Source organism: Halorubrum sp. (assembly GCF_046498025.1).
Taxonomy (GTDB): Archaea; Halobacteriota; Halobacteria; order Halobacteriales; family Haloferacaceae; genus Halorubrum.
In genome coordinates, this window is the sequence record NZ_JAWOBM010000017.1 from 199,117 (window position 1) to 221,510 (window position 22,394).

Annotated in this window: 16 protein-coding genes; 5 read left to right on the forward strand and 11 right to left on the reverse strand. The window is 66.2% G+C overall.

Annotated features, from left to right (window positions below):
* Window positions 1-402: 402 nt before the first annotated feature.
* Both R6U01_RS04520 and R6U01_RS04525 read left to right on the forward strand, forming a co-directional pair.
* Window positions 403-615, forward strand: coding sequence for a hypothetical protein (locus R6U01_RS04520; RefSeq protein WP_410285264.1), 213 nt, complete (start codon window positions 403-405; stop codon window positions 613-615).
* Between the two features lie 33 nt (window positions 616-648).
* Window positions 649-969 carry a PAS domain-containing protein gene (locus R6U01_RS04525; protein ID WP_410285283.1) on the forward strand — a complete coding sequence of 107 codons (321 nt, stop codon included), beginning with the start codon at window positions 649-651 and terminating at the stop codon, window positions 967-969.
* A 21-nt stretch (window positions 970-990) separates the two neighbouring features.
* On the opposite strand, the gene R6U01_RS04530 is transcribed toward R6U01_RS04525, so the two are convergent.
* From R6U01_RS04530 to R6U01_RS04550, 5 genes are all read right to left on the reverse strand, one after another.
* Window positions 991-2,562 (reverse strand): phytoene desaturase family protein, encoded by a 1,572-nt coding sequence (locus R6U01_RS04530; RefSeq protein WP_410285265.1) that lies wholly within the window; start codon window positions 2,560-2,562, stop codon window positions 991-993.
* 77 nt (window positions 2,563-2,639) lie between these two features.
* Window positions 2,640-3,320, reverse strand: coding sequence for a metal-dependent hydrolase (locus R6U01_RS04535; protein ID WP_410285266.1), 681 nt, complete (start codon window positions 3,318-3,320; stop codon window positions 2,640-2,642).
* Window positions 3,321-4,007, reverse strand: a complete 687-nt coding sequence (locus tag R6U01_RS04540; protein ID WP_410285267.1) for a hypothetical protein — start codon at window positions 4,005-4,007, stop codon at window positions 3,321-3,323.
* A gap of 52 nt (window positions 4,008-4,059) precedes the next feature.
* Window positions 4,060-4,995 (reverse strand): sensor domain-containing protein, encoded by a 936-nt coding sequence (locus R6U01_RS04545; RefSeq protein WP_410285268.1) that lies wholly within the window; start codon window positions 4,993-4,995, stop codon window positions 4,060-4,062.
* 102 nt (window positions 4,996-5,097) lie between these two features.
* Window positions 5,098-5,415, reverse strand: coding sequence for a zinc ribbon domain-containing protein (locus R6U01_RS04550; RefSeq protein ID WP_410285269.1), 318 nt, complete (start codon window positions 5,413-5,415; stop codon window positions 5,098-5,100).
* Between the two features lie 858 nt (window positions 5,416-6,273).
* On the opposite strand from R6U01_RS04550, the gene R6U01_RS04555 reads away from it, so the two are divergent.
* Complete coding sequence (locus tag R6U01_RS04555) at window positions 6,274-7,626, forward strand: APC family permease (protein WP_410285270.1); 1,353 nt, start codon at window positions 6,274-6,276, stop codon at window positions 7,624-7,626.
* A gap of 52 nt (window positions 7,627-7,678) precedes the next feature.
* Here the strand turns inward: R6U01_RS04555 and purB are convergent, their stop codons facing one another.
* Window positions 7,679-9,118, reverse strand: a complete 1,440-nt coding sequence (gene purB, locus R6U01_RS04560; RefSeq protein WP_410285271.1) for an adenylosuccinate lyase — start codon at window positions 9,116-9,118, stop codon at window positions 7,679-7,681.
* Window positions 9,119-9,286: 168 nt separating this feature from the next.
* On the opposite strand from purB, the gene purN reads away from it, so the two are divergent.
* Window positions 9,287-10,888 (forward strand): phosphoribosylglycinamide formyltransferase, encoded by a 1,602-nt coding sequence (purN, locus tag R6U01_RS04565; RefSeq protein WP_410285272.1) that lies wholly within the window; start codon window positions 9,287-9,289, stop codon window positions 10,886-10,888.
* Between the two features lie 153 nt (window positions 10,889-11,041).
* Window positions 11,042-13,090 carry an ABC transporter ATP-binding protein gene (locus tag R6U01_RS04570; RefSeq protein ID WP_410285273.1) on the forward strand — a complete coding sequence of 683 codons (2,049 nt, stop codon included), beginning with the start codon at window positions 11,042-11,044 and terminating at the stop codon, window positions 13,088-13,090.
* Here the strand turns inward: R6U01_RS04570 and R6U01_RS04575 are convergent.
* From R6U01_RS04575 to R6U01_RS04595, 5 genes are all read right to left on the reverse strand, one after another.
* On the reverse strand, window positions 13,087-13,308 hold the full coding sequence (locus R6U01_RS04575; protein ID WP_410285274.1) for a hypothetical protein: 222 nt from the start codon (window positions 13,306-13,308) through the stop codon (window positions 13,087-13,089). The genes R6U01_RS04570 and R6U01_RS04575 overlap by 4 nt on opposite strands.
* A gap of 230 nt (window positions 13,309-13,538) precedes the next feature.
* Window positions 13,539-18,236, reverse strand: a complete 4,698-nt coding sequence (gene gltB, locus R6U01_RS04580; RefSeq protein ID WP_410285275.1) for a glutamate synthase large subunit — start codon at window positions 18,234-18,236, stop codon at window positions 13,539-13,541.
* A gap of 317 nt (window positions 18,237-18,553) precedes the next feature.
* A complete protein-coding gene (locus R6U01_RS04585; protein ID WP_410285276.1) occupies window positions 18,554-18,721 on the reverse strand; it encodes an HEWD family protein in 168 nt (55 codons plus the stop codon).
* Between the two features lie 107 nt (window positions 18,722-18,828).
* Entirely contained in the window at window positions 18,829-21,975 is a 3,147-nt protein-coding gene (locus tag R6U01_RS04590; RefSeq protein ID WP_410285277.1) for a PGF-CTERM sorting domain-containing protein, read from the reverse strand.
* A gap of 246 nt (window positions 21,976-22,221) precedes the next feature.
* Window positions 22,222-22,394, reverse strand: a 173-nt coding sequence (locus R6U01_RS04595; RefSeq protein ID WP_410285284.1) for a DUF6517 family protein, incomplete at its 5' end; no start/stop codon positions are given.

The window sequence follows — 22,394 nt, forward strand, 5'->3', positions numbered from 1 at the left end:
CGAGCGGAGTTTGAACCCTGCCAGTCGCGCGCAGCGAACAATAGCACGAGCGGTGCAACATCGTAACGAGCGGAGTTTGAACCCTGCCAGTCGCGCGCAGCGAACGGAGTGAGCGAGCACGTCTGGCTCTGGTTCAAATCCCCGCGAGTCCACTCGACTCACTTCGTTCGTTCAGTCGTTTCCTCGCGTGGTCCCTCTCTGCTCACGGGACCCCCGCGAGTCCGTATTTCTGCGCCGCGATACTCTCCGTCGCCTCAGCCCTGCACGCTTCTAACCGACACCGGTGTTTCCGCAGATTGATGCGGGACGCTCCCGTGGATACCTGCATGTCGACGCACGAAGTCACGGGGGAACGCCCGAACAGCTTGCCGCACGCTATCGAGCGGGAGTTCTGACGGCGCGATGAGCCTCAGATCGGCCGTCCTCGATTTCCTCGCGTGCGACGGGACGGACGCCCGGAGCGCGCTCCGGACTCTCCTCGCGGATAGCGACGATACCGAGCGCGCCCGCGGTCTCGACCCGCATCGACTCCCGCGGACGCGCTCGGCGGTCGCCCCGCCCGCGGCGGTCGCAGATTCCGACGACCTCACGGACCGCGACCGACGCCTGATATAGCGCGTCAGGCTCCTCGACGACGCGCCGCTCGGGATTACGCTCTGCGGTCCGGCGTACCGAGACACGCCCGTTCGGTACGCGAACCGGGCGCTTCGCGAACTCACCGGCTACTCGCTCGCGGAGCTCCGCGGTCGCAACCCGCGGCTGTTACAGGGGCCGAAGACGGGCGACGCGGCGGTCGCGGACCTCCGCGAGGCGGTGTCGATCTGGGAACCGGTGACGGTCCAGGTGTGGAACCACCGGCGCGACGGCACTCCCTTTTTGAATCGCGTGTCGCTCCGGCCGCTCCCCGGCGCCGACGGAACGATCACGCACTGGGCCGCCGTGCAGGAGGCGGTGGACGGCCCGGAGTGAGCGCGGTGAAAACTCCCCCGCCTACCGCAGCGTCGACGTCGGCACCACGGGAGGAAGGATGCCGTCGCCGGCGACGTCTTCGATCACGGCGTCGGCGACGTGTTCGCCGCTGAGCAGGCACATCGGCATCCCGATGCCGGGGTTCGTATACGCGCCGACGTAATAGAGCCCTTCGACCCCCGGCGCCCGGTGGGCCGGCCGGAGCGGACCGGTCTGTCCGAGGGTGTGCGAGAGCGCGAGAGCGGTGCCCCGCGGCGCGTTGAAGTGCTCGCGGAAGTCGGAGACGCACGCGGACTCCTCCAGCACGATCCGGTCGCGGAAGTCGACGCCCGCGTGCGATGCGAGGTCGTCGAGCACCAGCTCGCGGAAGCGCTCGCGAGTCGCGGGGTCGTCGTCGAGCCCGGGCGCCAGCGGGACGAGGACGAACACCGCCTCGTGCCCCTCGGGGGCCGCCTCCGGGTCCGTCTTCGAGGGGACGTGGACGTAGTACGCCGGGTCGTCGGGCCACGCCGGGTCGTCGAAGATCTCCTCGAAGTGCGGCCGCCAGTCCGTCGGCAACACGAGCGCGTGGTGGTCGAGGTCCACGTCGCCCTCGACGCCGAAGTACAGGAGGAACGCGGAGGGGGCGTACGTCCGCGACTCCCAGTACGCCTCGCGGCGCGCGTGCTCGTCGGGGAGGAGGTCGCGCTCGACGTGCGTCGGCGCCGCGTTCGCGACCACCCGGTCGAATCGGTCGGCCTCGGGCGCGTCACCGCCTTCGGTCTCGACCTCGACCTCGAACTTCGGTCCCGCCGCCGCGATCGACGGTTCGATGGCGGTCACCGGCGTCCCCGTCCGGATCTCGGCGCCGAGATCGACCGCGAGGTCCGCCATCCCGTCGACGACGCTCGCGATGCCGCCGGTCGGGTGATACACGCCGAGGTTCATGTCGACGTGGCTCATCAGCGTGTAGATCGCCGGCGTGTTGTACGGCGACCCGCCGAGGAAGACGAGCTTGTACTCCGCGATCTGCCGCAGCTTCTCGTGGTCGAAGTAGTCGCCGACGTAGTCGTCCATCGTCCGGAGCTTCGGAAGCGCGCGCCCCGAGCGCAACACGTCGAGGTCTATCATGTCGCGGAGCCGAGAGCGGCTCGGGTAGACGAACCGGTCCATGCCGAGCTCGTACGCCTCCGCGGCGTCGTCGAGGTAGGCGTCGAGCCGGTCGCCGGCGCCCGACTCGTACGACTCGAACAGCGCCTTCTGTCCCTCCCGGTCCGCCGGCATCGTCGCGCGGTCGCCGTCCTTCCAGACGACCTCGTAGAGGGGGTCGAGCTCCGTCAGCTCGTAAAACTCGTCCGTCGACCGCCCGAAGTGCCCGAAGAAGCGGTCGAACACCTCCGGCATGAGGTACCACGAGGGGCCGGTGTCGATCCGGAAGCCGTCGCGCTCGATCCGGCCGGCGTACCCCCCGGGGTGCTCGTTGCGCTCGAAGACCGTCACGTTCGCGCCGGCGTCGGCGAGGTACGCGGCCGTGGAGAGGCCGCCGAACCCGGCGCCGACGACCGCGATCTCCGCTCCGGCGAGGCGCTCGTCGTCACGTGAACGAGGGCTCATCGAGAGACGGTACGACCTCCACGCGGTTCACTGCCCCCCCATACTATGTTGAGGTCTTCGGGCCGCGGTCGACGAGTTCACCGCTCGCCGTCGGCCGGCGTCCGGTCCTGCAAGCGTCGGGCGACCAGCACGAAGAGCCCGGTCCCGATGAGGTAGAGCCGCCAGCCGGCGTTCGCGATCGGAAAGATCCGGTTGACCGGCTCGTCGGTCACCTCGTCGGGGTCGCGCGGCTCGACGGGGTTGTTGACGTGGACGGTCTCCGTGGTTCCGGTGGTCCCCGCGTCCACCGCGCGTCCACCCGTCTCCGGGTCGGTCTGCAGGTCGACGAACGTCTGGACGAACCCGTCCGCGGTCGACAGCAGGACCTCCCCGTTGAGGGCGTAGAACCGGTCCCGCAGCGGCCAGAAGACGTTCACCCCTTCGAGGTGGATCCAGTCGAGCGAGACGTGCGCGAAGGCGTGGACGAACAGCCCGACCCACGCCACCGCGATCCACCGGTCGGCGAGGCGCTCGCGGAGCGCGGACCGCTCGCGGAGGCGGGTGTCGTAGTAGAGCAGCGCCGCGGCGGCCGCGGGAAACACGAGGTTGTGGCCGACCGTGCGGTGAGCCCCGGGCATGACGAATCCGAGGAAGCTGTCCGCCTCGGGGACGAGGACGATCGCGAGCACGACGGCGAGCGCCCGCCGGTCGTAGTAGTCGCCGAGCAGCCCGGCCGCGAGCAACAGCGCGAAGCCGGCGTGGACGACCGAGGAGACCATCTACCGGCTCACCTCCGCGACGTCTTCGGTCGGTTTCGTCCGACCCTCCCGCCGGAACCGCACCGCCAGCAGCACGACCGCGGCCGCGACCACGACGAGCTGCCATCCAGTCCGGACGAGGGACAGCTCTCGGTCCGCGCCGAGCGAGAGCCCCGGTCGGCCGTCGGGGTTCGCGAACGTCGGGATGGCGTACGACTCGGTCGTCCCGAGGGTCTCCAGCGGGAGGATCCCCGGTCCCTGCGCGCCGACCGAGACGACCGTCTGGACGACCCCGTCCCGCGTCGAGAAGAGGAACCCGCCGTCGACGAGGTAGTAGGCGTCATGGAGCGGGTACAGCAGGTTCACCCCCTCGCCGCCGAACAGGTCCGGGCCCACGCCGGCGACGAGGAACGCCGCGAGCGCGACCCACGCGATCCGGACGCCGCGCCACCCGGCCCGCTCGCGGAGTGCCGAGTCGTCGCGCAGTCGCGTGTCCCAGTAGAGGACGCCCCCGGCGGCGAGGGGGAGCCAGACCGCGTGGAGGAGGGCGTTCGTCGCGCCGGGAACCAAGAGGCTCGCGGCCGCGTCGAGGTCGGGGAGGACCGCGGCCGCGACGACGATCGCGACCGCGCGCCGGTCGAACGCGGCGCCGAGCAGGGCGGCCGCGAGCAGCGCACCGAAGGCGGCGTTGACGGGCGTCGGTGCCATACCGCCCCTGACGACCGCACTGGAATAAGTCGATCGGAGGATCGCCTCCGGATCAGGGGACCTCGTCGCCGTCGCGGTGAGCGGGGTCGCTGGGGCGGTCGGCGGAGTCGCTGTCGGGGGAGTCGCGATCGGCGGGACCGCGGTCGGCGGGGCCGCGGTCGGAGAAGTCGCTGTCGGCGGGGTCGCGGTCGACTGGGTCGCGGTCAACGGGGTCGTGGTCGGGGAAGTCGCGGTCGACTGGGTCGTCGACGAACTCGAACCCGCCCTCGGGGTCGGTGTCGGCTTCGACGGGGCTCGCTCCCTCGTGGCTGTGAGACTCGCCGCCCGCCGCCGACTCCGGTGGGGACGCGCCCCGCGCTTCGTGACCCAACAGCGCGACGGCCATCTGTCGGGCCGCGTAGGCGACGAGGTTCGCGACGTGGAGCGACAGGAGGACGCCGGCGACCCCGAGCGCGAGCGCGACCAGCGCCTCTGGGAGCGTGTCGACCGCCCACGTCACCGGCTCGCCGTTCACCTCGCCGAAGTCGGCCGCGTAGGGGTACCGGAGCGGCGCGGCGACGAGCGGGAGCGCGCTCGACAGGACGACGAGGGGGACGAGCGCGAACAGCGACACCCAGAACTTCAGCGAGAGGAAGCCCAGTCCGGTCCACGTCGAGCGCGCGTCGACGTACTTCCTGACGCCCGCGAGCGCGCCGTCGCCGTCGGCCAGGTCGTCGGGCCGGGACAGGTCGGTTCCCAGCAGCGCGTTCGCGAGCCATCGCTCGAAGCCCGCGACCAGCCGGGAGCCGACCAGGAGCATCAGCAGGATCACGAGCCCGACGAGCACGACCGAGAGGGCGAGCCCGAGGGCGAGGCCGAACGTGAACACCGTCGAGTAGACGAATCCGAGCGGGACGGCGAGCAACAGGTACAACAGGTTCCCGTAGGTCCGACCGTCGACGAGAACGCCGACCACCGGGAGGGTGGAGGGGCTTCTGAGGGAGGCCATGCACGCTCGAGATCGGTTGCGCGGTCGACATAAATCGGTCGCTCGCGGGGCTCCGAGAGGGGCTCGAAGGGGGGTCGGTAGCGTCGCGCCCGTCCCGACCGCTCAGCCGACGAAGAAGTCGATGGCGTTTCCCGTCGACTGTCCCTTATAAAGCTCCGAGTAGCCGCAGTTCGCACAGGAGACCACGACGAACGAGCGATTCTGCACGTCGAACATCTTGGTGAGGCCGGTGCCGGTGGTCGCGATCTCGTCGGTCTCCGTCTCCTCGCTCCCGCACTTCGGACAGCCGTCGTCGCCGTCGCCGAGGTCGACCGCTTCCGGGTCGACCCGCGCGTCCTCGCCGGATCCCTCCGGCGTGTTGGCCGCGTCGTTGCCGAACACCGAGTACTTCGCCTCGTCGTCGTTGTCGTCGGAGGGCATCGGACGGCGATGGATGCGCGATCGATAAACGTCTTATGCCGGCGTGGGTGGCGGCGGCTTCGGTGAGGATGGTTTCACCGAAAATCAAGGGGAACACCTTCGCTTTTAGAGTTCTCAGAGATCTCCGATTTCCGATAGGCTGCACGAGAACTGAGTCCCCGTGAACGACAGTCAGCCGCCGATCAGGATGGCTGTGTTAAACGGGTTCCCGTAAGCGGCAGAAACGTCGTTGTGAACCTGAAATTCCCGACGCGACCGGAGCGGGTTCATGACTTCTTCGGTCAAGCGACCGAATTCGTCCCCGCTGAGACGACGAGCTTCTTCCTCGTGGTCGGAGAAGCAGGCGTACGAGTCCTCACCTTCCGACGGCGCTGGCGATGGCTCCGGAATCGTGGGATCGCCTCTCCCGGTTTATATACCCGCGGGTCGTCTTCGGAACAGGATTACACAATGGTCGCTACGCTACGGGTGAGTCTCCCCATCGCGGTTCTCGAAGGAGACATCATTCCCGATACGCCCACCGAGTCCCTCCCGTCGGTCCCCGTCGTCCTTCTCGGACACGAAGAGATTCCGGAACAGACGTATGCCGGGCGGGCTCTGTCGGGTGTCTCTACGGCGCTGGAAGAGGGGTCATACCGGTCCAGCGGATCTCGCAGGCCGTCGAAGAGACCGACAATCCCGAGACGACGACACCCGACCGTGCCGACGATTCCGATCCGGTCATCTTGGGCGCGAACGAACCCAGTATCCCGAACTGGATCTTCGGTGGCATGTCCGAAGAGGTCACAGAGCAGCGCGCGTACCAGTGCCCGTCGTCCGACGCCGCTCCGCAGGGGACGGTGAACAGTAAGATCAGAAATGACTGACGAGGAGCTCTCGGAAGAACTTGGCCTTCTAGCCGCATTCGCTATCGGCGTCGGTGTGATGGTTTGTGCCGGGATATTCATCCTGCCGGCGGCGGCGGCTGCCACGGCTGGTCCAGCCGCCGCTGCTGCGTTCGCCCTCGCGGGGTTTATTTCGGCGTTTACCGCGCTCTCGATCAGCGAACTCGGGACGGCGATGCCGAAAGCGGGCGGCGCGTACTACTATATCAACGATACGCTCGGGCCACTGTTCGGGAGCGTTGCTGGCTGGGGGAACTGGATCGGACTGTCTGCCGCCGTCGCGTTCTACCTCGTCGGTCTGGGAAGTTACGCGGCGGTTTTTCTCCCCGTCCCACCGGCGGATATTCTCGGGTATGGCCTTGCTCCCTCGCAGGTCATGGCCCTGGTCGCAGGACTGCTGTTCTTCGCGCTCAACTTCATCGGAACTGAGGAGACCGGCAAAGTGCAAATCGCTATCGTCGCCGTGCTCATCGTGGCTCTCTGTGGGTACAGCCTCGTCGGTCTCGGTCGGATTGATCCGGCGAATCTCCGTCCATTTGCACCCTCAGAAACCGGCGGATGGGGGAGCGTGTTTCCTGCTGCAGCCCTCGTCTTCGTGTCGTATCTCGGCTTTGCGGAGATCAACACAGTAGCAGAGGAACTCGAAGATCCGGGTCGAAATCTCCCTCTCGCTGTGGTCGGTAGCCTGGTCTTTGCGACGCTGTTGTATGTGGTGGTAATGATCGTAACGATGGGCGTCGTCCCGTACGCGGACGTAATCGAGTTCGGCGAAGTCGCCGTCATTCGGGTGGCCGAGCAATTGGCCGGGTCGGTCGGGGTAGTCGGCCTCATGCTCGCCGGGCTGTTCGCGATGGCATCGAGCGCCAACGCCTCCATCCTCGCGTCTTCGCGAGTCAATTTTGCCATGGCGCGAGATCAGATCGTCACTCCCCGACTCAACGCCGTCCATCCCAAATTCGAAACGCCGTATCGTTCGATCACGCTTACGGGGGCGTTCGTTTTCGGATTTATCCTCATCGGCGACATCGAAGTGCTGGCGAAGGCGGGGAGTGTACTTCACCTCATCGTGTACGGTCTCTTGAACATCGCACTGATCGTCTACCGGGAAACCGACGCCGAGGACTACGATCCCGATTTCGAAGCCCCCCTATACCCGGTCGTTCCCGTCCTCGGTGCGGTCTTCTCGTTCGGTCTGATTGCGTTTATGGCGCCGATCGAGATCCTCCTGAGTTCGCTTTTCGTCGTGTTTGGCGTCGCTTGGTACTTCGTCTACGCGCGAAAACACGCAGGGAAGGAGGGACTTCTCGGCCAGCATTTTATGGACTAACACCCGTCTCACGAGCGCGTTGAGCTCCGCCGACTACGCCGCTCGGTGACCCCTACTCGTCGATCTCGTCGACGAGGGCGTCGGCGACGCCGACGTACCCCGCCGGCGTCAGCGCCCGCAGCTCCTCGCGCACGTCCTCGTCGACGTCGAGGTCGCCGAACAGCTCGCGGAAGTCGTCGAGCGTCACCGACCGACCGCGGGTCAGCTCCTTCACGCGTTCGTAGGCGTCGGTGTCGCCCTCGCGCCGGAGGATCGTCTGAACGGCCTCGCCGATCACCTCGGGGGTCGCCGCCAGCTCCTCGCGCATCACCGTCTCGTTCGGCACCACCTTCGCGAGCCCGTTCTCGGCCTTCCCGTAGCCGACGAGACAGTGCGCGAGCGCGGCGCCGACGTTTCGCTTGACGGTGGAGTCGGAGAGGTCGCGCTGGAGCCGCGAGCTCGTCACGTAGTCGCCGAGGAAGGTGAGGTCGCTGTTCGCCTTCGAGAGGTTGCCCTCGCTGTTCTCGAAGTCGATCGGGTTCACCTTGTGCGGCATCGTCGAGGAGCCGGTCTCGCCCTCGACCGCCCGCTGGCCGAGATAGCGGTCGGAGACGTAGAGCCACGCGTCCACGTCCAGGTCGAGGAGGACGTTGTTGACCCCTCGCAGCGCGTCGAACAGCGCCGCGAGGTCGTCGCAGGGGTTCACCTGCGTCGCGAGCGGCGTGTGCTCCAGACCGAGGCCGTGCACGAACGACTCGGAGAACGCCTGCCAGTCGATGTCGGGGTAGGCGGCGTCGTGGGCGGCGTAGGCCCCCGAGGCGCCGGCCAGCTTCCCGGAGAGGTCGCCGTTCGCGACGACGACGCGGCCGAGCGCACGGCCGAGCCGCGCGGCGTACACCGCCATCTCCTTGCCGAACGTCGTCGGCGTCGCGGGCTGACCGTGGGTGCGGGCGAGCATCGGCGTGTCGCGGTGCGCCTGTGCGAGGTCGACGAGCGCGTCCCGGACCTCGCGGACCGCGGGCACGAGCACCTCGCTCACCGCGGGCTTGAGCAGCAGCCGGTGAGCGAGGTTGTTGACGTCCTCGCTGGTGAGCCCGAAGTGTATCCACGGGTACAGCGCCTCCGCGTCGGCGACGGTCCCGGCGTCGTCCGCCTCGTCCAGTCGGACCCGGAGGAAGTACTCGACCGCTTTCACGTCGTGGTTGGTGGGGGCGTACCCCTCGGCGCCGTCGACTTCGAGCGCCTTTATCAGGCGCGCGTCCTCGGCCGAGAACTCCTTGTAGACGCCGCGCAGCGTCGCCTCCGCGTCGTCGTCGAGCGAGATCGGTGTCGCGTCGAGCGCGGCCAGCTCGATCAGGTACTCGACCTCGACGCGGGTCCGGGCGCGCATGAGCGCGGCCTCGCTCGCGTGCGGCGACAGCGGCGCGGTCCGCGAGGCGTAGCGCCCGTCGAGCGGCGAGACGGCCGCGAGCGGGTCCGACCGCGACAGGCCCGAGATGGCGTGATCAGTCATGTCCGCGACTGCCCCCGGAGCCGGCAAAAGCGTGTCGATGCCGGGACACACGGACGTGGATAGGTACCTCCCCTTTTCGCGCCCGGGTGGCCGATCCTATCCGCAAACGTGGATATTCCGGCGATGCGGACCGCAATCGATATACGCGATCGGTCGGACCACGGGCGTATGAAGATCGCCGGACTCGCGAGCAACCGGGGACGGAACCTCAGACACATCGCCGACGTCGCGCCCGGCGGCGCGGAGCTGTCGGTCGTCCTGACGAACCGGGAGCAGGCGCCCGTCCTCGAGGCCGCGACGGAGCGCCGGATCCCCACCGAGGTCGTCGAGCGCGAGGACGACGAGTCGCGCGCGTCCCACGAGCGCCGGATCCTCGACCGGCTCGAGAGCTACGACTTCGATCTGGTCTGCCTCGACGGGTACATGCGCGTGCTCACGGACGAGTTCCTCGATTCGGCGCCGACGACGCTGAACGTCCACCCCTCGCTGTTGCCCGCGTTCCCGGGCATGAACGCCCACGAGCAGGTGCTCGACGCCGGGGTCCGGACGACGGGCTGTACCGTCCACGTCGTCACCGAGGCGATCGACGACGGCCCGATCGTCACCCAAGAGCCGGTCCCCGTCTACGGCGACGACGACGCCGACTCGCTGAAAGACCGGGTGCTCCGCGACGCGGAGTTCACGGCGTACCCGCGGGCGGTCCGGTGGTTCGCCGAGGACCGCGTGACGATGGAGCGCGAGGACGGCGAGGCCGTCGACGTGACCGTCGAGGGCGACGCGGGCGGCGACTTCCCGGAACGGCGGTTCGTCTCCGAGGAGCGCGCCGAGACGCTCCGATACGGCGAGAACCCGCACCAGGACGCCGCGCTCTACGCCGACGACGGCTGCGAGGAGGCCGGCGTCGTCGGCGCCGACCAGCTCAACCCCGGCGCGAAGGGGATGGGGTACAACAACTACAACGACGCCGACGCCGCCCTGAACCTCGTGAAGGAGTTCGACGACCCCGCCGCCGCGGTGATCAAGCACACGAATCCCGCCGGCTGCGCGACGAGCGACACGCTCGCGGACGCGTACGACCGCGCGCTCAGCACGGACGCGAAGTCGGCGTTCGGCGGCATCGTCGCGTTGAACCGCGAGTGCGACGCCGACACCGCGACCGCCGTCGCCGACTCGTTCAAGGAGGTCGTCGTCGCCCCGGGCTACACCGACAGCGCGCTCGACGTGCTCCGCGAGAAGGGGAACCTCCGCGTGCTGGACGTCGGCCCGCTCGGCGAGGGCGAGGAGCGCTTCGCCGAGCGGTTCTCCGAGAAGCCGGTCGTCGGCGGGCGCCTCGTCCAGGAGCGGGACCGCCAGTCGCCGACCGCCGCGGACCTCGAGGTCGTCACCGAGCGCGAGCCCACCGACGAGCAGGTGGAGACGATGCTCTTCGCGTGGAGGACCCTCAAACACGTCAAATCGAACGGGATCCTGTTCGCGACCGGCACCGAGACGGTCGGCGTCGGGATGGGTCAGGTGTCCCGCGTCGACGCCGTGACGCTCGCGGCGATGAAAGCCGAGAAGGACGCGGAGGGCAAGTCCGCCGAGGGCGCCGTGATGGCCTCTGACGCCTTCTTCCCGTTCCCGGACGCGATCGAGGAGGCCGCCGAGGCCGGGATCGAAGCCGTGATCCAGCCCGGCGGCTCCGTCAACGACGAGGACGTGATCGCCGCGGCCGACGAACACGACATGGCGATGGCGTTCACCGGCTCGCGCTGTTTCCGTCACAACTGAGTCGCGGTTCGGACAGACGCGGGCGACGCCGGGAGGGCACTCCGGCTCCGGGCCGGCCGAATCGACCGAACCGGCCGAGACGACCGAATCGACCGAACCGGCCGAGACGACCGAAGCCGTCGGATACATGGGGCTCGCACCGCTCCTACGTCCATGGCCGCCGCCGACCGAAACGCCTTCGAAGTGTACCGCGACCGCGTCGACCGGCCCCTCCTCCGACTGTTCCGCGAGTACGGCGCCCCCGAGGCGCACTGGCTCGTGATCGGGATGACCGCGAACGTCGTCGCCCGCGTCGCCGGGCTGGTCCCGCCGGTCGTGCTCGGCGTCGCCATCGACGCCGTGTTCACGGGCGACGGTCCGTACACCCTCCCGGTCGTCCCCGACGCGTGGCTGCCGACCGCGGGGCCGGCGCAGTTCCGGCTCTCGGTCGTCCTCATCGTCGGCTCCTTCCTCGTCACCGGCGTCTTCACCTGGATCTACGGCATCGCCGCGAACAACTTCGCGCACCGGGTCATGCACGCGGTCCGGACCGACTCCTTCGACCGGATGCAGCGGCTCGACATGACCTTCTTCGACGACAAGCAGACCGGCGAGGTGATGAGCGTCCTCAACAACGACGCCTCGAACCTCGAGGTCTTCCTGGACAACGCCCTCCAGAACTCGGCGCGGCTCGGCGTGATGGTCGTCGGCATCGCGGGCGTCCTCCTGTATTACAACTACGAGCTCGCGGTCGTCACCCTCTCGGCGATCCCCCTGATGATCCTCTTCACGCTCTGGTTCATGCGGGCCGTGGAGCCGCGGTACGTCGCCCAGCGCTCCGTGGTCGGCGACCTCAACACCGCCTTGGAGAACGCCCTCTCGGGCGTCGAGCTGGTGAAGACCTCCAACACCGAGCCGTACGAGAGCGAGCGCGTCGAGACGGCCTCCCACCGGTACTTCCAGCGGACGATGTCGATCCTCCGGCTGAACTACGTCTATCGTCCGGGGATGGAGCTGTTCGCCGGCCTCGCGTTCGCCGCCACCTTCGCGGTCGGCGGCTACTGGCTCTCGGCCGGACCGCCGGGTCCGTTCACCACGACGCTCACGGTGGGAACGTTCGTCACGTTCGTCCTGCTCACCCAGCAGTTCGTCGCTCCCCTCGCGGAGATCTCCAACATTATCGACCAGTACGAGAACGCGAAGGCCTCCTGCGAACGCGTGTTCGGCCTCCGAGACATCCCGATCCGGATCACGGACGGCGACGGCACGGTCGCGCTCGGGGCCCAGAACGGGACGGATGTCGACCGCGCCGGCGACGCCGCCGCGGTCGAGTACGACGACGTCTCCTTCGCCTACCCCGAGAACGCCCTCGTCGATCCGGCCGACGCGGACGAGGAAGTCATCAGCGGCGTCTCCTTCGCGGCCGACCCCGGCGACACCGTCGCCCTCGTGGGGCCGACCGGCGCCGGGAAGTCGACGCTGCTCAAGCTCCTCCTCCGGCTCTACGACGTCACCGACGGCGCGGTCAGGGTCGACGGACACGACGTGCGCGACGTCACCGTCGAGAGCCTGCGCTCCGCGGTCGGCTACGTCGCGCAGGACACCACGCTGTTCGACGGCACCATCGCCGAGAACATCCGGTACGGGCGGTTCACCGGGGTCGACGAGACGGTCGAGAGCGACGCGGTCCGCGAGCGGGTGATCGAGGCCGCGAAGGTCGCCGAGGCCCACGAGTTCATCGACTCGCTCCCGAGCGGCTATGAGACGCGGATCGGCGAGCAGGGCGTGAAGCTCTCGGGCGGGCAGCGCCAGCGCGTCGCCATCGCCCGGGTCGTCCTGCAGGACCCCGCGATCCTGATCCTCGACGAGGCGACCTCCGCGGTCGACACCGAGACGGAGATGCTGATCCAGCGCTCGCTCGACGAGCTGGCGGCCGACCGAACCACGTTCGTCATCGCCCACCGCCTCTCGACGGTGACCGACGCCGACGCGACCCTCGTGTTAGAGGACGGGGAGGTCGTCGAGCGCGGGAGCCACGACGACCTGCTGGCGGCCGACGGGCTCTACGCGAAGCTCTGGGGCGTGCAGGCCGGCGAGATCGAGGAGCTGCCGGCGGAGTTCGTCGACCGAGCCCGCGAGCGCCACGTCGACCGCGCGGTCGAGCAGGAGGGCGTCGAGAGCGAGACGCTCGACGATCAATCGAAAGGCCGGCGCTTCGGCTAGTCAGTTCGGGTCGGGTCGTGCACGTCCGGTTCGGACGATCGGATGGCATCGACGAGCTTTGTAACGGTCATGAGCGCGAACAGACTCGCTGCAGCAAGGAAGAACGTGGGTACGGCGACCCTGACGAGGAGCCGTGCTCCGAGGAGGTCACCCGCGAGCGCGGCGAGAAGCGCCACCAGTACGAGTCCGAGCAGCCAGTTCTGTGCGTTCGTGGTCATACACTGAACCGATCGTAGATGTGATCCAGAAACAGCCGGCGCTCGGTGCTCTCGCTAATACGCTCGTCCACGGGTACACGTTCAACCGATAGCTCAGTAGATAACACTCCTGTGGTGACTGATCGAACGGAGAAATAGTTCTGTGCGAGAGGCGCATTCCGTGTTCCTCGGGGCTGCCGAAATCCATCGCCGACCGCGGATTTCGACAGCGACGGGCAACACCGATTGCCTCAGTCGTCGCTCGACGCCTGCCCGGCCGGGTCGCTTACGGCGCCGGGGACGGCCTCCGCCGCCGCCGGCGGCTCGTCGCGCACGTCGGCGCCCTTCCCCTCGGCGATGACGTTCGCGTACGCGTCGGGGAAGACGCGTACGAAGTCGTCCAGCGTCGCGGCCCAGTCGTCGAGCAGCTCGGCCGCGCGATCGCTGCCGGTGTACGCGCGGTGGTTCTCGACGAGCCGCCGGAGCATCTGCTCGTCCGACTCGTCGAGCGTCTGCGAGACGGACACCATCCCGCGGTTCACCCGGTCGGTGAACCGGCCGTCGGGGTCGTGTACGTAGGCGACGCCGCCGGACATCCCGGCCGCGAAGTTCCGGCCGGTGTCGCCGAGGACGGCGACGACCCCGCCGGTCATGTACTCGCAGCCGTGGTCGCCAACGCCCTCGACGACCGCCTTCACACCGGAGTTGCGGACGCCGAACCGCTCGCCGACGACGCCGTTGACGTACACCTCGCCGTCGGTGGCGCCGTACAGTCCGACGTTGCCGGCGACGACGTTCTCGGCCGGGTCGTAGCCGGCCTCTTCCGGCGTGTTGACCACGAGTCGACCGCCCGAGAGCCCCTTCCCGAGGTAGTCGTTGGCGGCGCCGGTCAGCTCGAGGGTGACGCCGGGCGCGAGGAACGCGCCGAAGCTCTGGCCCGCGTAGCCGTCGAACCGGCAGGTGACGGTGTCGTCCGGGAGCCCCTCGCCGCCGTGCTCGGAGACGACGCGGTTCGAGAGCGTCGCGCCGACCGCGCGGTCGACGTTCTCCACGTCGCGGGTGAGCGCGACGGGCGCGCCGTCCTCGATGGCCGGGGCCGCCTCGTCGATGAGGTCCCAGTCGAGCAGCGTCTCGATGTCGGCGTCCTCCTGCTCGCGGGTCTTCGTCCGGGCGTCGCCCGCGGGCTCGGCGATGACCGCCGCGAGGTCGAGGTGCTTCGCCTTCTCGTGGTCCGTCTCGCGCTGGGAGAGCAGCTCGGGGCGCCCGATGAACTCCTCGACCTCGGTGTAGCCGAGCTCGGCCATGAGCTCGCGGAGCTCCTGGGCGATGAACGTCATGTAGTTGATGACGTGGTCCGGCTGGCCGGGGAAGCGCTGGCGGAGGTCCTCGCGCTGGGTCGCGACGCCCACCGGGCAGGTGTTCTCGTGGCACTGCCGGGCCATCACGCAGCCGGCGGTGACGAGCGACGCGGTGCCGAACACGTACTCCTCCGCACCCAGCGCGGCGGCCACCGCGACGTCGCGGCCGGTCTTGAGCCCGCCGTCGGCGGTGACGCGGATGCGGTCGCGCAGGCCGGTCGCGCGGAGCATCTGGTTCGCCTCGGCGAGCCCGAGCTCCCACGGGAGCCCCGCGTTCTTGATCGAGGTCTTCGGCGACGCGCCCGTTCCGCCGGAGTGGCCGGAAATGTGGACGACGTCCGCGTTCGCCTTCGCGACGCCGGCCGCGATGGTCCCGATGCCGGCCTCCGAGACCAGCTTCACGTTGACGCCGGCGTCGGGGCTCGCGGCCTTCAAATCGAAGATGAGCTGCTTGAGGTCCTCGATGGAGTAGATGTCGTGCTGCGGCGGCGGCGAGATGAGCCCGACGCCGGGGGTGGAACACCGGACGTGCGCGATCATCTCGTTTACCTTCTCGCCGGGGAGGTGGCCGCCCTCACCGGGCTTCGACCCCTGCGCCATCTTGATCTGCAGCTCGTCCGCGCTCGCGAGGTAATCGGCGGTGACGCCGAAGCGGCCGGAGGCGACCTGCTTGACGCTACACTCCTTCTCGGTGCCGAACCGCTCGGGCGGCTCGCCGCCCTCGCCGGTGTTCGACTTCGCGCCGATCCGGTTCATCGCGATCGCGTTGTTCTCGTGGGCCTCCGGCGAGATGCTCCCGAGGCTCATCGCGGCCGTCGAGAAGCGCTCGACGATCGACTCGACCGGCTCGACCTCTTCGACCGGCACCGGGTCGCGGTCGGATTCGAACTCCAAGAGGCCGCGCAGCGTCTGGAGCTCCTTGGACTGGTCGTTCACCAGCTCGGCGAACTCCCGGTACTGCTCGTAGTCGCCGCCCCGGACCGCCTGCTGGAGCGTCCCGACCGTCTGGGGGTTCCAGCCGTGTTTGATCCCGGAGGAACGGTGCTCGTACTCGCCCGTGGTCTCCAGGTTGGGGTCGGCGCCGAACGCCATCGCGTGGCGCGTCCGGAGGTCGTCTTCGATCTGCTCGATGCCGATCCCCTCCGTACGGATCTCGGTCCCCTCGAAGTACTCGGCGACGAACTCGGAGGCGAGTCCGATCGCCTCGAAGATCTGGGCGCCCTGGTACGACTCCATCGTCGAGATGCCCATCTTCGCCATCGTCTTGAGGAGCCCGTCCTCCAAGGCGCCGCGGTACGCCGCGAGCGCCTCGTCCTCGTCGGCGCCGTCCGGTCCCGCGACGACGTCGGCGATGGAGTCGTACGCGAGGTACGGGTCTATCGCGTCGGCGCCGTAGCCGACCAGCGTCGCGATGTGATGGACCTCGTGGGGCTCGCCCGACTCGACGACGACCCCGGCGCGGTTCCGCAGCCCGTTCCGCACGAGGTGGTGGTGGACCGCACCGGTCGCGAGCAGGCTCGGGACGGCGAGCCGGTCCGGGCCGACAGCGCGGTCCGAGAGGACGACCACGTCGGCGCCGTCCTCGATCGCGGCCGCGGACGCCCGCCGGATCCGGGTGACGGCGTCGACGAGCGACCCCTCGCGGTCGTACGTCACGTCGACCGTCACCGAGGAGAACGCCGGTCCGTCGCCGTCGATCGGCTCGCCGTCCAGCCGCTTGAGGGCGGCCGTCTCGGCGTCGGTGAGGATCGGTGAGTCCGAGACGATCTGCTCGGCGTGTTCGGGGGTCTCGTCGAGCAGGTTCCGCTGGTTCCCCATCCGGGTCTCCAGCGAGGTGACGAGCTCCTCGCGGATGTAGTCGATCGGCGGGTTCGACACCTGCGCGAACAGCTGCTTGAAGTAGGTGAACAGGGGTCGGTCGACGTCGGCGAGCACCGAGAGCGGGGTGTCGTCGCCCATCGAGCCGACCGGGTCTTTCCCGTCTCTCGCCATCGGCTCAACGAGGTGGTTCAGCGAGTCGGTGGTGTAGCCGAATGCGGCCTGATGAATCCTGACGGTCGGGTCCTCGTCGCTCACTTCGCCGTCGCTCCCACCGGAGGCCGTCGCCTCCGCGTCGCCGTCGACCTCCGTGGCGGCCTCGTCCTCCGTGCCGGCGTCGACCCCATCGACGACGTCGTCGAGAACGACCTGGCGCTCCTCGACCCACTCGCCGTACTTCTCGTCGGTGAGGTCGGCGAACACCTCGTCGTCCGGGACGATCCGCCCCTCCTCGGGGTCGGCGACGAAGATCTCGCCGGGCTGGAGCCGGCCGCGCCGTCGCACCTCGGCGGGGTCGGTCGGCAGCGCGCCGACCTCGCTCCCGACGACGAGCCGGTTGTCGTCTGTCACCTCGTACCGGCACGGGCGGAGCCCGTTGCGGTCGAGGACGCCGGCCACGCGGTCGCCGTCGAAGCCGATCACGAGGGCGGGGCCGTCCCACGGCTCCACGAGCGAGGCGTGGTAGTCGTAGAAGTCGGTGCGGGCCGCGTCCATCAGGTCGTCGCCGCGGAACGCCTCCGGGATCAGCATCCGGAGGGTGTGGGGGAGGTCCCGACCGGCCTGGAGGAGGAGCTCGACCGCGTTGTCGACGCTCGCGGTGTCGGACTGGTTCGGGTCATCGATCACGGGCTTGATTGTGTCGAGCTCGGCGCCGAACGCCGGGTGATCGAGGTCGTTCTCGCGGGCGCGCATCCAGTTAACGTTCCCGCGGATCGTGTTGAACTCGCCGTTGTGGACGATGTTGCGGTACGGGTGCGCGAGGTGCCAAGCGCCGAGCGTGTTCGTCGAGAACCGCGCGTGGACCAGGGCGACGTGGCTCGCGAAGCGGTCGTCGGTCAGGTCCGGATAGTACTCGGCCAGCTGCGAGCCCTTCAGCAGCCCCTTGTACACGACGCGCTGGCGGTCGAGCGAGCAGACGTAGAATCGCCCGGCGCCGTCGACGTCCGTGACCGCGTTCTCGATCTCGCGCCGGGCCGCGTACAGCGCGCGGTCGAAGCCGAGCAGCTCCGGGTCGACGTCGTCCGGTCGCGTCTCCTCGCTCGTGAACCGCTCGGCGAGGCCGGCGCCCTCGACGGGCGCGGCGAACAGCTGAGCGACCTCCGGCTCGGAGTCGAGCGCTGTCGCGCCGAGGTCGGCGTTGTCCGTCGGGACGGAGCGCCACGCGAGCACCTCCAACCCGTAGACGGAGAACACCTCCGCGATGACGTCGTGGATCTCCGCTTGGACGCTCCCTTCGGTCGGCATGAAGACGGATCCGACCGCGTACTCGTCGGGCAGGTCGGCGTCGACCACGTCGTCGAAGAAGTCGTCCGGGCGCGCGACCATGATCCCCGCCCCGTCGCCGGTGTTCTCCTCGGCGCCCGTGGTACCGCGGTGTTCGAGGTTCTCCAGCAGTCGGACCGCGTCGGTCACCGTCTCGTGGCTCGGATCTCCGTCCAGGTCGACGATCCCGCCGATCCCGCAGTTCGATCGCTCGTCTGTTACTGCCGCAAGTCCTCCACCGTGGCCCGAGGAATCCGAGCTCCCCCGGGTGTCACTACGTGGCTCGGTCATGGACACCACTCACGGGTGATTGCTTAAAGGTATGACCCTGATAGGGGTAGGATCCCTCGTACACACATTAGGGAATATAAGGTAATTATTCATCAGGGGTGAATAACCCTTATCACACTTGTCGTCCGATCAGTAAAAAGCCGCTATATGGCCGATAATAATCAGTAATGAGTGTATTTCACGGCTAGAAATGTGCGTATTCGACGACTGAGATATACATCATCAATTTCAGATCAGACCGCCGCCGCACCCCTCGCGGCGATACCGGACGCCTCGCACCGTCATATCGGCTCCGTCGGTGCTTTGGGTGCGGCGAGCTACTCGCGCAGCGGCGCGAACGTCCCGTTGATGTCCCACTCGTGGATGCAGTAGACCTCGCCCGGCTCGTCGTCGATCTGCCAGCCGACGGCTTCGTCGTTCCACCGCTCGCGGCGACCGCACAGCTCGCACTCGCGCTCTCGTGGCGGGGTGATGGTCGCGCTCATGTTCGACGGAACGAGGCGGTCCAGCAAAAGGATACCGCCAGCCCGCCACGGCGTCGGTGGATACGTCCGCCACGGCGTCGGTGAATCGACTCTCGCGAGCGCGGGTGTCACCGCCGGATTGCGGCGAGGCGTCCGGCGACCAGGAGTGCGATCACCGCGACGACCGGGCCGAACCCGGGCACGTCCTCCGCGGTCGCTCGGATCGGCGCGTCGTCGTAGCTCGGCGCGGGCGGTTCCGTCCCCGCTGTGTCGGACTCCGTCGCCGACTCGTCGGTCGTGCCGGACGAGTCGTCGCCGCCGTCGGCCGACGATGCCTCGTCCTCGCCGGCGGCCGTTCCCTCCGATCCCGCGCCGCTGCCGACCGGATCGTCGTCGGGCGCGCCGGCGTCGCTTCCGGGTGGAGCGTCCCCCACACGGGTCGGTACCGCCGGGACCGAACCGACTGCCGCCGATACGTCCGACTCGCTGTTCGCCACTCCTCGGACGTCGGGTGCCGGACGGACCTCGACCCGACCGCCGATGATTCCGAGGTCGGGCCGGGCCTCGTCGTCGCCTCGGACTTCCGCTCCCGCGGCCGTCGAGTCGCTCGACGGAGCATCTCCCGTCGGCGTCGTCTCGGAGCGACCGCCACCGCCGGCGGTCTCGGATCCACCGCCTGTGCCGCCGGTCCCACCGCCGCTCGTTCCGCCGTCGTCGGCCTCGCTCCCGCCATCTCCGTCGCTGAGCGAGTCGTCGCTGAGCGAGTCCTCGCTCTCGGTTCCCCCACCGCCCCGCTCCGGCGCCTCGAAGGTCAGTGTCGCCGAGGCGTCGTGGCCGGCCGTCGAATTCGACGCGGCCTCGCGCAGGCGGTCGTCTTCCACGCGGAACTCGGCGGTGAACGTCTCTCCGTCGGTCGGCGTCTCGTCCGTCGCGAGAGCGTCAGCGCCGTCGCTGACGAGGAAGAGTCCGGACTCGTCGAGATACACCGACGAGTTCGCCGGTACGGACTCGCCCGCACCGTTCGTCGTGGTCGACGCGTTCGACCGGACGTCGAACGCCAGTCCGTCGAGCAGAGCGAGGTCGGTTCCCGTTTGGATCGTCGCGTTCCGTGCTGCCGGCAGTCCGGTCAGTCCCGTGGCGTTCGCGGCGTAGACCACGGTGTCCTCCGAGGTGACGGTCGACGTCGGCGAGAGCGTTCCGTTCCCGATGGCCCGTCGCACCGCCTCCGCCGTCCCCAAGTCGTCACGACCGAGATCGGTCGTGGCGTAGGCGGTCAGTCCGTTCGTCGACCGGTTTTCGACCGTCACCGTCGCCTCGTCCGCGGTCGTGGCGAGGCCCTGTTCGGAGCGGACGGCAACTCGATACGTTCCCGGCGGTAGCGTCTCGTTCGACATCGACGTATCGACCGACTCAACCGTCGCAGTTGACCCCGCTGTGACGACGCTATCCGTCAGCGACCCGTTTCCGAGCGCGTACGTGTTGAGTCCGATTGTAGTGCGACCGGGATCCGGTGTTGTGAGGTTAGCGGTTGCGAGTGTTGTATCTGATCCAATAATTTCTAGCTTAATTTTTGACGTGTTGTGAAATAATTTGTAATCGACTTTTCCTCCCACTCTCTTTTGCCCATCAATATCGGTGAGTTCTACTCTCTGATCGCTTCTTCCGATCATTCTAAATTGTTTTTCATCCTCAAAATCATCTTGAGAAATAGAATAAGACCCAGTTTCCAACCCCGTCGTATTAAATAATATCGTCCCAGTGCTACTTTGATAATTCCCAGTTCCAGCTATTACTGAGCGATTATCCGAAGTCCGTCGATACAAATTGATAGATTCTGCTGACGACGTAGTATTGTTATAGCCAATTAGCTCCCCAGAGTACGATTGTGTTATGTTGTACTCGGAGTCATTAAATAGGCGATCTATTTGGACACTCTCATTTCCAGTTGATAGATTATTAGAAATTTGTATAATTGCGCTATCTGATACATCTCCCTCTACAAATTGATCTTCGATATCTGAATTTGGTAAGCGCTTTGTTGAATTGAGAAAAACGGGATCCCCCGGCTCTTGTCCCTTGGCCAGCCGGATAGTCGCTGCATATCGGTTACTATGCCAAATGGTTTTCTTGTTTCCTTTAGCATCTCTAATCGGTATATTCAAATCATCATGTACTCCAACTAATACATCTGAATACCCTATATACTTCTGGTAAATAATCTCATTATCGGAAGTAAGTGGATGAATCATAATAATATATGGTGTATTCATTCCGACTGTGTCTCGAACTTCAGAAGTTGCTACAGAAATATTGGTGGTTCTTTCCAGCTCGTATTTTTGATCCTCAAATTCTACCGTTCCCAAATAAACATGGAATCTATTTTTATCAACAGCGGATTGTTTCTCCTTATCAGATAATTCTGTTCCAATGTCTTCTTGATCCAAATTTATCATTTCATCCGGTATTAGATATGCGTCATATTTTCCACCAAGATTAGAGGTGTTGAGTGATATATTCCCTGTTCCATCCATTTCTTTTGCCGATCGAGATTTATAACCTACAATTTCATTATTATCTCTATCAGTTAGTACAATAGTAGAATTAATATTTGAATTGAGTCTGCTAACGGTCACTCCGGATGAAGTTCTACCATCTCTGCCGAGATTTGTTGAAGTCGTTGCCTGATCTCGAACTGTAATGGAGCCATCAACATATTTAAATTTTGTAGAATTTTTCACATATTCTTCTGATCTCAGATATTCGTAGCTCTCTGTTGAATTATTACCTATTGCAGCTACTCTGTAATGAAGGTTATCTGTCATTCCACCGGTTGATGTATTGATTCCATCAAACTCCACCGTGTCAACCTGAATAGGATTATCACTGTCTGTTGATTCAATTTTAATTGTTATAATGATTTCATCATCATCTTCGAACTGATCTGTTTCAATAAATTCTCCATTCGATATGGTTACGTTCCGAATCCCAACGTTGGATACGTTAATGTTATCTCTCTGTAATTCTTTGAAATTTATATATAGGGTCAGGTACTCGTTTGTTCGTTCACCCCTCGTGATTTCTATATTCGAGATTGTATTAGTACTCTCAAATGAGAACAAATCTTCTGTATCTCCTGCATTGGTTATATTAAGCGGTTCACCTCCATCTGCTTCTGCAGATGCCAGAGTTACTCCTACTCCGACAAGCAAAATGCCAATAACACAAATGATCAAAACGCCTACCGATCCACGTGGGAGTGAGGTTCTTCGGTCCATCGTGACGGGCCACGATCGACGGAGCTGGGGCTGAGAGCGCGCGCGAATGGTGGTGTTCGACGGACTCGCTGCCTCGTCCCCGTCTCGTGTCGTGTACCACTCTCACTCGGTCGAGTAGGTAATAAATGCGTTACGGAGACAGAAGCTTCCGCTCGCGGAAATATCGTCGATCGATCGGCTCACGTCAGGCGATTCGAGCGATCGCTCCGGGGAGTTCGAAGACGATCAAAACCGGAGGATGCAGCCTCACGCCGACGTGGGGTGTTCGACCTGCTCCATCAACGAGAGAACCGAATCGCGCGCGTCGACCGCGGTCGGGTGGATGCCGATGAGCGCGATCACGTCGTCCTCGTGCTGGACGGTGGCGAGGTAGAGGAAGACCGGTACGTCCTCGACGCTTCCGTTCTGGTCGTCGCCGG

Bases quoted from the DNA above. Each gene is read 5' to 3' on its own strand.
- R6U01_RS04575 (WP_410285274.1), bottom strand. From the start codon at position 13,308: ATGACCACGAACGCACAGAACTGGCTGCTCGGACTCGTACTGGTGGCG.
- R6U01_RS04550 (WP_410285269.1), bottom strand. From the start codon at position 5,415: ATGCCCTCCGACGACAACGACGACGAGGCGAAGTACTCGGTGTTCGGC.
- R6U01_RS04590 (WP_410285277.1), bottom strand. From the start codon at position 21,975: ATGGACCGAAGAACCTCACTCCCACGTGGATCGGTAGGCGTTTTGATC.
- R6U01_RS04535 (WP_410285266.1), bottom strand. From the start codon at position 3,320: ATGGTCTCCTCGGTCGTCCACGCCGGCTTCGCGCTGTTGCTCGCGGCC.
- R6U01_RS04570 (WP_410285273.1), top strand. From the start codon at position 11,042: ATGGCCGCCGCCGACCGAAACGCCTTCGAAGTGTACCGCGACCGCGTC.
- purB (WP_410285271.1), bottom strand. From the start codon at position 9,118: ATGACTGATCACGCCATCTCGGGCCTGTCGCGGTCGGACCCGCTCGCG.
- R6U01_RS04555 (WP_410285270.1), top strand. From the start codon at position 6,274: ATGACTGACGAGGAGCTCTCGGAAGAACTTGGCCTTCTAGCCGCATTC.
- R6U01_RS04520 (WP_410285264.1), top strand. From the start codon at position 403: ATGAGCCTCAGATCGGCCGTCCTCGATTTCCTCGCGTGCGACGGGACG.
- R6U01_RS04585 (WP_410285276.1), bottom strand. From the start codon at position 18,721: ATGAGCGCGACCATCACCCCGCCACGAGAGCGCGAGTGCGAGCTGTGC.
- R6U01_RS04540 (WP_410285267.1), bottom strand. From the start codon at position 4,007: ATGGCACCGACGCCCGTCAACGCCGCCTTCGGTGCGCTGCTCGCGGCC.
- gltB (WP_410285275.1), bottom strand. From the start codon at position 18,236: ATGACCGAGCCACGTAGTGACACCCGGGGGAGCTCGGATTCCTCGGGC.
- purN (WP_410285272.1), top strand. From the start codon at position 9,287: ATGAAGATCGCCGGACTCGCGAGCAACCGGGGACGGAACCTCAGACAC.
- R6U01_RS04545 (WP_410285268.1), bottom strand. From the start codon at position 4,995: ATGGCCTCCCTCAGAAGCCCCTCCACCCTCCCGGTGGTCGGCGTTCTC.
- R6U01_RS04530 (WP_410285265.1), bottom strand. From the start codon at position 2,562: ATGAGCCCTCGTTCACGTGACGACGAGCGCCTCGCCGGAGCGGAGATC.